Annotated in this window: 1 protein-coding gene; it reads right to left on the bottom strand. The window is 73.0% G+C overall.

Annotated features, from left to right (window positions below; translation table 11 throughout):
• Positions 1–16: 16 nt before the first annotated feature.
• On the bottom strand, positions 17–11,671 hold the full coding sequence (locus tag RBB84_RS08340; RefSeq protein WP_350247374.1) for an amino acid adenylation domain-containing protein: 11,655 nt from the start codon (positions 11,669–11,671) through the stop codon (positions 17–19).
• Positions 11,672–11,710: the final 39 nt, after the last annotated feature.

Raw genomic sequence — 11,710 nt, 5'->3', positions numbered from 1 at the left:
AGCGGATGCGTCGAGGTCAGTTCCGGCGGTCCCCGTTGCGTCCGGCGACCTGCACCGCGACTCGTCCCCACCGGCGCAGCGCCGCGTCGCTCTCGGTCAGCCGCGCCGAGAGCACCGCGACGATCGTCTCCACCGCCCGGGCACTCACCATCTCGTGGTGATCGCAGTCGAGCCGGTACTGGTGGATCTCGCCGGCGATCACGTTGTGCCAGGCCGCCACCGCCGGGACCGGGGTCTCCGAGCGGGCCGCGGTGAAGAACAACGCGTCCCCGTCGAAGGTGTCCGGTTCGTGCCGCCGCGCGGCGCGGGCGGTGTCGGTCGACCCGGCGTGCAGCCGTTCGAGGTGGGCGGCGGTCAGGCCGGTGCCGCCCCCGAACGCCTCGTCGAGCACCGCGGCGGCGTGTTCGAAGCTCGGCTCACCGTCGTCGACGGGAAGCCCGAGATCGCGCAGCATGTCGCGGGTGCCGACGGCCGGGGACGCCCCGACCATCAGGTGGCTGTCGAGCAGGGCGAGGGTGTCGACGATCTCCCCGTCGCGGCGCAGTTCGACGGCGACGGCGTGCGCGACCACCCCGCCGAGCGACCAGCCCAGCAGGTGATATGGGCCGTGCGGCTGCACCCGGCGGATCTCCCGCACGTAGTGGCGGGCCAGCGCGGTGATGGTGTCGTGCCGCGGACCACCGGACAGGGCCGGCAACTGCAGACCGTAGACCGGCCGGTCGTCGTCGAGGCGGTGCGCGAGGGCGCTGTACGGCCAGGCCAGCCCCGCGGCGGGATGGATGCAGAACAGCGCGGTGCCGGTGCCGGGGCGCAGCGGCACGAGCACCCGGAACGCCTCGTCGATGCCGTTGCTCTCCTCGGACTCGCCGCTGCTCAGGTGTGCAGCGAGTTCTGCCGGGGTCGGATGGGTGAAGATCGACGCGATCGGCACCCGCCGCCCGAGTCGTTCCCCGAGCGCCGGTAGCAACCGGGTCGCCAGCAGCGAGGTGCCGCCGAGGTCGAAGAAGTCGTCGTCGACACCGACCCGGTCGAGGCCGAGATGCTCGGCGAACAGGTCGGTGACGAGCTTTTCGAGGTCGGTGCGCGGCGCCCGGTAGTCCCCGACCGGGGCGGTGAAATCCGGGGCGGGCAGCGCGGCGCGGTCGAGTTTGCCGGCCGGGGTGAGCGGGATGTCGTCGAGCACGGTGATCACCGCCGGCACCATGTGCGGCGGAAGATGCTGCGCGACGAACGTTTTCACCTCGGCGGCGGTGATGTCGGTATCGGGGGCGAGGCGGAGGTAGGACACCGGCACGGTCTGCCCGGACGGGGCGGTGTGGCCGAGGGTGTGGGCGAAGACCACCTGCGGGTGCGCGGTCAGCGTGGCGTCGATCTCGCCGAGTTCGACGCGGAAGCCGCGGATCTTGACCTGGAAGTCGGTGCGGCCGACGTAATCGAGGCGATGATCGGTGGTCCACCGCACCAGATCCCCCGTGCGGTACATCCGCTCCCCCGTGCCGGTGGGATCGGGCACGAATCGGGCGGCGGTCAGCGCGGGCCGGTCGTGGTAGCCGCGGGCCAGACCCGGCCCGGCGACATATAGTTCCCCGGCCACCCCGGCCGGGACGGGTTGCAGCCGCCCGTCGAGGACCAGGGCGTGGAAACCGCGGCTGGGGGTGCCGATGGTGACGGGTTCGCCGACGGTGAGCGGCTCGCCGAGGGAGGTCATGATCGTCGCCTCGGTGGGACCGTAGGCGTCGATCACCCGCCGCGACGGCGCCCAGCGTGCCACCAGCTCCGGTGGGAGTGCTTCGCCGGCGACGAGCAGGGTGTGCAGTTCGGGGACGGTGTGCGGGTCGAGCGAGGACAGCGCGGTGGGGGTGATGAAGGCGTGGCTGACCCGCTGTGCGCGCAGCACCGCGGCGAGCTCGTCGCCGCCGTAGACGTGCGGTGGCACGATCACCAGCGTCGCCGCGGCGCACAGCGCCATCATCTGCTCGAAGATCGACGCGTCGAAGCTCGGCGACGCCAGATGCGACACCCGGGCCGCGGCGGTGACCTGCAGACGGTCGCGTTCCTCCCGGGCGAGGGAGGCCAGGCCGCGGTGGGTGACCGCCACGCCCTTGGGGCGGCCGGTGGAGCCGGAAGTGTAGATCAGGTAGGCCGGTTGATCCGGGCGCAGCACCGTCGGCCGGTCCGCGTCGTCGATCGGTGTGACCGGCCCGGCGGTGAGGTCGAGGTCGTCGAGGACGAGCCAGTCCACCTCGTCGGGCAGCGCGTCGCGGTGCGCGGCGACGGTGATGCCGATGCGCGCGGCACTGTCGTCGAGCATGAAGGTGATGCGGTCGGCCGGATAGGTGGGGTCGACCGGCACGAATGCCGCGCCGCTGCGCACCGTCGCCCACACCGCGGTGACCGATTCGAGCGAGCGCGGGATCGCCAGGGCGATCACCTGTTCGGGTCCGGCGCCGCGGTCGAGCAGGCGCCGCGCGAGCCGGTGCGCGCGGGCGTCGAGTTCGCGGTAGGTGACCTGCCGGTCGTCGTCGACGACCGCGACCGCGTCCGGGGCGGTGGCAACGGCGGTGTCGAGCAGGTGCGGCCACAGCACCGCCGGTTCGGCCTGCGGTCCGATGGCGGGCACCAGCGCGGTGTGCTCTGCGGCGGTGAGCAGGTCGAGATCGCCGACGGGACGGTGCGGGTCGGCGGCGATCGCGTGCAGCAGCCGGGTGAACCGGTCGGCGAAGCCACGCACCGTCTCGGCGTCGAACAGGTCGGTGGCGTAGACGAAGGCGGCGTCGAGGCCACCTTCGGCGTTCTCCCCGATGAGCAGTTCGAGGTCGAAGTTGCACACCGTCGGGTCGAGGGCGACGCCCTGCACGCTCAGGTGCGGCAGTTCCACCGCGGGCAGTTCGGCGGTGTGGAATTCGATGGAGACCTGGAACAGCGGTGAGTGTGCGGTCGAGCGGGTCGGGGCGAGCGCGTCGACGACCCGGTCGAAGGGCAGGTCGGCGTGCGCGAAGGCATCGAGGTCGCTGTCGGTGACGGCGGTGAGCAGCTCGGTGAACGACGCGTGCGCGGGCACCGCGGTGCGCAGCACGACGGTGTTGACGAACATGCCCACCAGATCGTCGAGGGCGCGGTGTCCGCGACCGGCGACCGGCGAGCCGACGGCGATGTCGTCGCTGCCCGACAGGCGGGCGAGCAGCACCGCGAACGCCGCGTGCACGGTCATGAACACGGTGCTGTGCCGGACGGCGGCGAGCTGCTGCAGCCGGGCGAGCAGATCGGCGTCGACGGTGAAGCGGGTGATGTCGCCGCGGAAGGACTGCTGCGGCGGCCGGGGCCGGTCGGTGGGCAGCGGCAGCACCTCCGGCAGCCCCGCGAGGCGCTGCTGCCAGTAGGTGGTCTGGTCGGCGGCGAGGGTGCCGGGGTCGTCCGGGTCGCCGAGCCGGTCGAGTTGCCACAGGGTGTAGTCGGCGTACTGCACCGGCAGCGGTCCGAACGCCGGGGTCTCGCCGCGGCTGCGGGCGGCGTAGGCGATCATCAGGTCGCGGGCCAGCGGGCCGGTGGAGCCGCCGTCGGCGGCGATGTGGTGTACGACCAGCACGGCGAGATGGTCGTCGCGGCCGAAGGAGAACACCCGTGCCCGCACCGGGATGTCGACGGTGACGTCGAATCCGGCGCCGAGGAAGTCGGCGATGGCGGTGTGCACGGTGTCCTCCCCGGCGGGCACCACGTCCAGCGGCAGCGGGGCGTCGGCGGCGGCGAGGATCCGCTGGTGCGGCCCGGCCGCCGACGCCGGGTAGATGGTGCGCAGGCTCTCGTGCCGGGCCAGCACGTCGTGCAGGGCGGCGCCGAGCGCGGCCGGGGACAGATGCCCGGACAACCGGATCGCCAGGGGGATGTTGTAGGCGGCGGAGGTCGGATCGAACTGGTTGATGAACCACAGTCGTTGCTGCGCCGGGGAGAGGGGGATGTGCTCGGGGCGCGGTCCGGCGATCGGGCCGGAAATGGTGTCGGCGGTGGGTTCCTCGACCTCGGTGGTGGGCCGGTGGTCGAGGTGTGCGGCGAGCGCGGCGACGGTGGGGGCTTCGAACAGGGCGCGCACCGGCACGGGTCGGCCGAGCCGGTCGCCGAGGCGGGCGACGGCGCGGGTGGCGAGCAGTGAGTTACCGCCGAGGTCGAAGAAGTTGTCGTCGACGCCGAGTCGGTCGAGGCCGAGCACGTCGGCGAGTTCGTCGGCGACGAGCGACTCGAGCGGGTCGGTGGGTGCCGGACGGTCGCCGGTGCCGGCGGTCAGGTTCGGTGCGGGCAGGGCGGCGCGGTCGAGTTTACCGACGGGGGTCAGCGGGATCTCGTCGAGCACGCTGATGACGGTGGGCACCATGTGCGCCGGGAGATGCTCGGAGACATGGTATTTCACTGCGGCGTGGTCGATGTCGGCGCCGGGTGCGGGGTGCAGGTGGGCGACGAGGACCGTCTCTCCGCTCGGGGCGCGGTGCGCGACGGTGGCGGCGAATCCGACGGCCGGGTGGGCGGCGAGCACGGCGTCGATCTCGCCGAGTTCGACGCGGAAGCCGCGGATCTTGATCTGGAAGTCGCTGCGGCCGACGTATTCGATGCGCAGATCCCGCCGGTCGAGGTCACCGACCCAGCGCACCAGGTCCCCGGTGCGGTACATGCGTTCGCCGGGGGCGCCGTAGGGGTCGGCGACGAACCGGGCGGCGGTCAGCGCGGGCCGGGCGTGATAGCCGCGGGCCAGGCCCCAGCCGGCCAGATACAGCTCACCGACGGCACCGAACGGCACGGGTCGCAGCGCGGTGTCGAGGACGACGGCGTGCACCCCGCGCAGCGGACCGCCGAGGGTCAGTGGGTCGTCGACGCCCAGGGGGTCGCTGATCGCGGCCATGATGGTGGTCTCGGTGGGCCCGTAGGCGTCGACGAGACGCCGCCCGGGCGCCCAGGTGGCCTGCAGGTCCGCCGGCCACGCCTCCCCACCGACCGCGAGATCGGTGAGGTCGGTCGGATCCGCTGGGTCGAGGGAGGCGAGCGCGGCGGGGGTGATGAACCCGTGGGTGACCCGCTGCTCGCGCAGCAGCGCGCCGAGTTCGGCGCCGCCGACGATGTGCGGGGGCACGATCACCAGTTCGGCGCCGGACCCGAACGCCAGGAGGTATTCGAAGATCGACGCGTCGAAGCTCGGCGACGAGACGTGCATGACCCGCGCGCCGGGTCCGGCACCGAAGCGGCTGCGCTGGTCGCGGGCGAAGTTGTCCAGGCTGCGGTGGGTGGTGATCACACCTTTGGGGCGGCCGGTCGAGCCGGAGGTGTAGATCAGGTAGGCGGGATGATCGAGCCGCAGCGCGACGGGGCGGTCGGTGTCGTCGATCGTGGTGGTGTCCTCGCCCGCGGCGTCGCGGTCGAGGTCGTCGAGCAGCAGCCACGGCACCGTGTCCGGGAGCCGGTCGCGGTGTGCGGTGGTGGTCACACCGACGGTGGCGCCGCAGTCGTCGAGCATGAATGCGACGCGTTCGGCCGGATAGCGCGGGTCGACGGGCACGAACGCCGCCCCGGTCTTGGTGATCGCCCACATCGCGGTCACCGACTCGACGGAGCGGGCGATGCCGAGGGCGACGAAGGTCTCCGGTCCGGCGCCGCGGCGCAGCAGCACCCGCGCCAGCCGGGTGGAGCGTTCGTCGAGTTCGCGGTAGGTGAGCACCCGCTCCCCCTCGCGCAGGGCCGGCCGGTCCGGGTGTGCGGCGGCGGTCGCGGCGAGCAGTTGCGGCAGAGCGACGTCGCTGCCCCCGGCCGGGCCGTGCACCGGCAGCAGCGCGTCCTGCTCGGTGGCGGTGAGTGCCGGCAGCGCGGTGATCGGGGCGGCCGGGTCGCCGGTGAGTGCGTCGAGCACAGCGGTGATGCGCGCGGCGATCGCGGCGACGGCGTCGCGGTCGAAGACCTCCGGCAGGTATTTCATGCGCAGGTGCACCGCGGTGTCGGTGTGCACGACCACCGACAGCGGGTAGTGCGCGGCGTCGCGGCCGGTGATGTCGGCGACCCGCATGCCGCCGAGGTCGGTGTCGCGGTCGAGACCGGCGCGTTCGACCGGGTACGACTCGAAGACGGTGAGGGTGTCGAATCGCACGGCGGCCCCGAGGTGCCGGTCGAGGGTGCCCAGGTCGAGATGGTGGTGATCGAGCAGGGCGACCTGTTCGGCCTGCACCCGGTCGACGAGCGCACCGACGGTGTCGTCGGGCCGCACGGTGATGCGCACCGGGACGGTGTTGATGAACAACCCGACCATCGCCTCGATGCCGGGGATCTGCGGTGGCCGCCCGGAGACGGTCGCCCCGAACACCACATCGGTGCGGCCGGTGAGGGCGCCGAGCACCACACCCCAGGCGGTCTGCACGAGGGTGTTGACGGTGACGCCGCGGGCGGTGGCGGTGTCGTTCAGCCGCACCGACAGAGCGGTGTCCAGGTCGAGGTCGAGGTCCTCGGAGATCCCGGCGGTGGTGCCGGGGCGGTGCTGCGGGGCGAGCAGGGTCGGTTCGTCCACCCCCGCGAGGGCGCGGCGGTAGGCGTCGAGGGAGGCTTCCGGGTCGCGGTCTGCGAGCCAGGTGAGGTAGCTGCCGTAGTGCGGCGCCGGGGGCAGTGCCCGCTGGTCCGCGTCGGTGGCGTAGAGCATCAGCAGTTCCCGGATCAGCACCGGGGTGGACCAGCCGTCGAGCAACAGGTGGTGGTTCGTCAACGCCAGCAGGTGCCGGCCCGGGCCGGTGTGCACGACGGTCGCGCGCAGCAGCGGCGTGGTCTCGGTGTCGAAGCGGGTGCGTCGATCGAGGGCGAGCAGTTGCGCGGCGGCGTCGTCCGGGTCGGGGTCGTCGCTGGTGTCGGCGACGGTGAACGGCACCTCCACGTGGGTGGGGATGACCTGGACGTGTCCGTCGCCGGCGGCGGGGAACGCCGCGCGCAGCGCCGGATGCCGGTCGAGCAGCAGTTGCAGCGAGCGGCGCATCCGGCTCGCGTCGACCTCGCCGCGCAGGTCGAGGACGAGCTGCACGATGTAGGCGTCGGGGCGGTCCCCGGCGAGCAGGGCGTGGAAGAGCAGCCCGGTCTGCAGCGGCGCGGTCGGCCACACCGTGTCCAGGGGCCCGTAGCGTTGCTCGAGGCGTTCGATGACGTCCTGGTGCAGTCGCACCAGCGGCAGATCCGAGGGGGTCAGGCCACCGGCGTGCGGGCTGCGGGTGTGCCGGGTCAGTGCGGTGGCGGCGGTGGCGAAGTGGTGCGCGAGGGCGGTGACGTCGGTGTCGTCGAGCAGCCCGGCCGGGTACGACCAGTGCACCTCGAGTACCGGCCCGGTAGGGGTGTCGGTGGTGACGGCGTTGATGTCGAGCACCGCGGCGGCGGGCATGTCCGGGCTCTGTGCCCCGCCGTGGGGGAAGCCGTCGATGGGCAGCCAGGGGGTGTCGGTGTCGGTGACCCCGGCGGTGGGGCGGCCGAGATAGTTGAAGCTGACCTGCGGCGTCGGTGCGTTCGCGAGTTCGGTGGCGGTGTCGGGGTCGAGATAGCGCAGCAGCCCGAAGCCGGTGCCGTGGTCGGGGACGGCGGCGAGGTGTTCCTTGACGGTCTTGACGGCGCGACCGGCGGCCGGGCCGGCGGCGAGCGCGTCGTCGAGGTCGATGCCGGTCAGGTCCAGGCGCAGCGGGTGGATGGTGGTGAACCAGCCGACGGTGCCGGACAGGTCGGCGCCGGCGGCGGCATTGCTGTCGCGGCCGTGCCCTTCGAGGTTGAGCAGCAGCTGGGCCGGGTGGTGGCCGCGGTCGCGGCGCCACGCCGCCACCGCGAGGGCGAGTGCGGTGAGCAGGCCGTGGTCGACGGCGCCGTGGAAGGCGTTGGGCACGGCGGTGAGCAGCGCCTCGGTGACGGAGGTGGGCAGTTCGGTGGCGACGGTGATGACGGTGGCGTTGGTGTCGCGGACCGGATCGAAGGGGCGGTGCCCGAGCGGCGGGTTCGGTCCGTCGAGCATGGCGCGCCAGAAGTCGAGTTCGGTGCGGCGGGTGGGGGCGGCGTCACGCAGGGCGTGGGCCCAGCGGCGCACGCTGGTGCCGGTGTGGAGGGGCAGCAGCGCACCACTCGTGGCGCCGTCGGCCGCGGCGGCCGCCCACGCGGCGGCCAGGTCGGGGACGAGGATGCGCCAGGACACCCCGTCGACGGCGAGATGGTGGATGACGATGAGCAGTCGGCCGGCGCCGCTGGTGGCGTCGAACCACACCAGCTGCACCACCCGCCCGCTGTGCGGGTCGAGGCGGTCGGCGGCGGCGTCGAGTTCGGCGGCGGCCAGGGCGAAGAAGTCGTCGCTGTCCGCGGCGCTGGTCACCGGCACCCGGTGGATGACGGTGTCGACGTCGACGCTGCCCGGGGCGGGCACGTGCAGGACGTGTCCGCCGGGGACGTCCGGCACCGCGTGCAGGTGCACGCGCAGCATGTCGTGCCGGTCGAGGACCGCGGTAACGATCGCCCGCAGCGTCGCCGCGTCCAGGCCGGTGGGCAGGCGCAGCAGCAGCGCCTGCGAGTAGCGGCCGATGCTGCCGCCGCGGTCGAGCATCCAGTGCGCGATCGGCGGTAGCGGCATGTCCCCGACCCCACCGCCGGGTAGTTCCGCGAGGGTTTCGGTGGGGGTGGCGGTGCCGACGACGGCGGCGAGCGCGGCGGGGGTCTTGTGTTCGAACACTTCGCGCGGAGTCAGGTCCAGGCCGGCGGCCTTCGCGCGGGAGACCAGCTGGATGGACATGATCGAATCGCCGCCCAGGGCGAAGAACGAATCGTCCACCCCCACCGTCGGCAGACCGAGGACCTGCGCGAACAGTTCCACCAGCACCGTTTCGTGGCCGCGCGCGGGGGCGCGGGAGACGGTGGTGCGGGCGGCGAAGTCGGGGGCGGGCAGTGCGCGCCGGTCGAGTTTGCCGGTTGCGGTGACCGGCAGCGTGTCGAGCACCATCAGGGTGGACGGCAGCATGTACGCGGCGAGTTCCCCGGCGGCATGCTCGAGCACCACGTCGACGTCGAGGTCGTGGCCGGGTTCGGGTACCGCGTAGCCGACGAGCCGGTCGGTACCGGAGGTCGGGTCGGTGTGGACGACGACCACGGCGCGGCCGACACCGGGGGCGCGCAGCAGCGCCGCTTCGATCTCGCCGAGCTCGATGCGGAAACCGCGCAGCTGCACCTGGAAGTCGGCGCGGCCGAGATATTCGATCTCGCCGTCGCGGGTGCGGCGCGCCAGGTCCCCGGTGCGGTAGATCCGGTCGCCGGGGGCGCCGTGCGGGTCGGCGACGAACCGGGTGGCGGTCGGATCGGGGCGGTGCAGGTAGCCGCGGGAGAGCTGGGCGCCGGAGACGTACAGTTCGCCGATCACCCCGGTGGGCACCGGATGCAGCCGGTTGTCGAGGATGTGCAGGCGCAGCGACGGCAACGGTGGGCCGATCAGGCTTGCCGCGGCGGTGGCGGCGAGTTCGCGGGTGATGGTGCGGGCGGTGACGTGCACGGTGGTCTCGGTGATGCCGTACATGTTCACCAGCGTCGGGGCGGTGTCGTCGTGGCGCCGGTACCAGCGGTCGAGCTGCCCGAAGTCGAGGGCTTCCCCACCGAAGATCACCCGGCGCAGCGCCGGCAGGTCGGTGCCGGCGGCGCGGTCGGCGTCGATGAGCTGGTAGAAGGCCGTCGGGGTCTGGTTGAGCACGGTGACCCGTTCGCGGCGCAGCAGTGCCAGGAATTCCTGCGGGTTGCGGGCGGTGTGGTAGTCGACGACGACGAGCCGGCCACCGTGGGCGAGGGCGCCCCACAGTTCCCACACCGAGAAGTCGAAGGCGTAGGAGTGGAACAGTGTCCACACATCGGAGGCGTCGAAACCGAACATCTCGGTGGTGTCGGTGAGCAGGGTGACGACGGTGCGGTGCGGGACCATCACGCCCTTGGGGCGGCCGGTGGAGCCGGAGGTGTAGATGACGTACGCCGCCGCCTCCGGGTGCACGCGTGGCAATCCGTCACCGCCGCTGGGCATCTCGTCGAGGCGGGTGCGCACGGCCGGGTCGTGCAGGTCCACGATCGGCGGGGTGTGCGGGGGCAGAGCGGTGGCGTGGTCGGCGGTGGTGAGCAGGCACACCGGGGCCGCGTCGTCGAACATGTACGCGAGCCGGTCCGGGGGGAACGCCACGTCGATGGGCAGATAGGCGGCGCCGCTGTGCAATACGGCGAGCAGCGCGACGATCAGGTCGGTGCCGCGCGGCAGGGCGACGGCGACGAGCCGGTCGGGTCCGGCGCCGTGCTCGACGAGCAGCCGGGCCAGGCGCTGCACCCGGTCGGTGAGCTCGTCGTAGCGCAGCGTCCCGTCGGGGGCGGTGACCGCGATCGCCGCCGGGTCGAGTCCGGCGCCGCGGGCGTACAGATCGAGCAGCGACGCCGAGGCGGAGCCGAGCACGCTCGCCGTGGCCGGGCGCAGCGGCGCCGGGGCGGTGGGACGTTCGTCGTCGGTGAGCAGGTCGACGTCGCCGATGGGGCGGTGCGGGTCGGCGGTGACCGCGTCGAGCAGCCGCACCAGCCGCTGCGCGAAGGAAGCGACGGTGTCGGGATCGAACAGGTCGGTGGCGTAGGTGAACGCCGCGGGCATTCCGTCGCTCTCCCCTGTTCCGGTCGGGTCTGGATCCTGCAGGGTCAGTTGCAGGTCGAACTTGGCGACGGGCAGCTCCGGGTCGAGGGCGTCGACCTCGAGTTCGGGCAGCACCAGGTGGGCCCGTTCGGTGTTGCCGTATTCGAGCACCACCTGGAACAGCGGGGACCGGTCGGTCTCGCGGGCCGGGGCGAGCACGTCGACGAGGGTCTCGAAGGGCAGCTCGGTGTGCCCGAAGGCCGCGAGGTCGATCTCGCGGGTGCGGTGCAGGTGGTCGGTGAACGACAGCGCCCCGTCGACGGGGGTGCGCAACACCACGGTGTTGACGAACATGCCGACCAGGTCGTCGAGGGCGCGGTGGCCGCGACCGGCGACCGGGGAGCCGATGACGATGTCGGATGTGCCGGTCAGGCGGGCCAGCAGCGCCGCGAACGCTGCGTGCACGGCCATGAACACGGTGGTGTCGTGCTCGGCGGCCAGCGCCTCGAGGCGCCGCTGCACGTCGGCGGGCACGGTGAAGCGGTGCAGGGCGCCGTGGAAGCTGCGCTGGGTGGGGCGCGGCCGGTCGGTGGGCAGCGGCAGCAGTTCGGGGGCGTCGGCGAGGGTGTCGCGCCAGAACCGCAGCTGCGCGGCGGCGAGGGAGGTCGGGTCGTCCGGGTCGCCGAGCAGCCGGCGCTGCCACAGGGCGTAGTCGGCGTACTGCACCGGCAGCGGCGCCCGATCCGGGTCCGTCCCGCCGGTGCGGGCGGTGTAGGCGAGCATCAGGTCGCGGGCCAGCGGCGCCATCGACGAGCCGTCCGCGGCGATGTGGTGCACCACCACCGCCAGGACATGGGCGTGCTCGTTCAGGCGCCACAGCCGTAGCCGCACCGGCACCGCCGCGGCCACGTCGAAACCGGCACCGATGAAGTCGGCGAGGTCGGTGGGCAGGTCGTCGCCGGTGACCGGCCGCGCCGTGAGCGCCGGCAGCACCCGGTCGGTGTCGACGACGACCTGGCGCGGGCCCGGGCCTTGACCCCGGTTCTTGGACACGCTGAATCCAGCATCTGCTGGGGAAGCGAGATGATCTTC

This window comes from Rhodococcus sp. D-6, from assembly GCF_040256695.1.
GTDB lineage: Bacteria > Actinomycetota > Actinomycetes > Mycobacteriales > Mycobacteriaceae > Rhodococcus > Rhodococcus pyridinivorans.
Note: the sequence above shows the minus strand (reverse complement) of the source record. Positions and strands in the feature narration are given on the sequence as shown.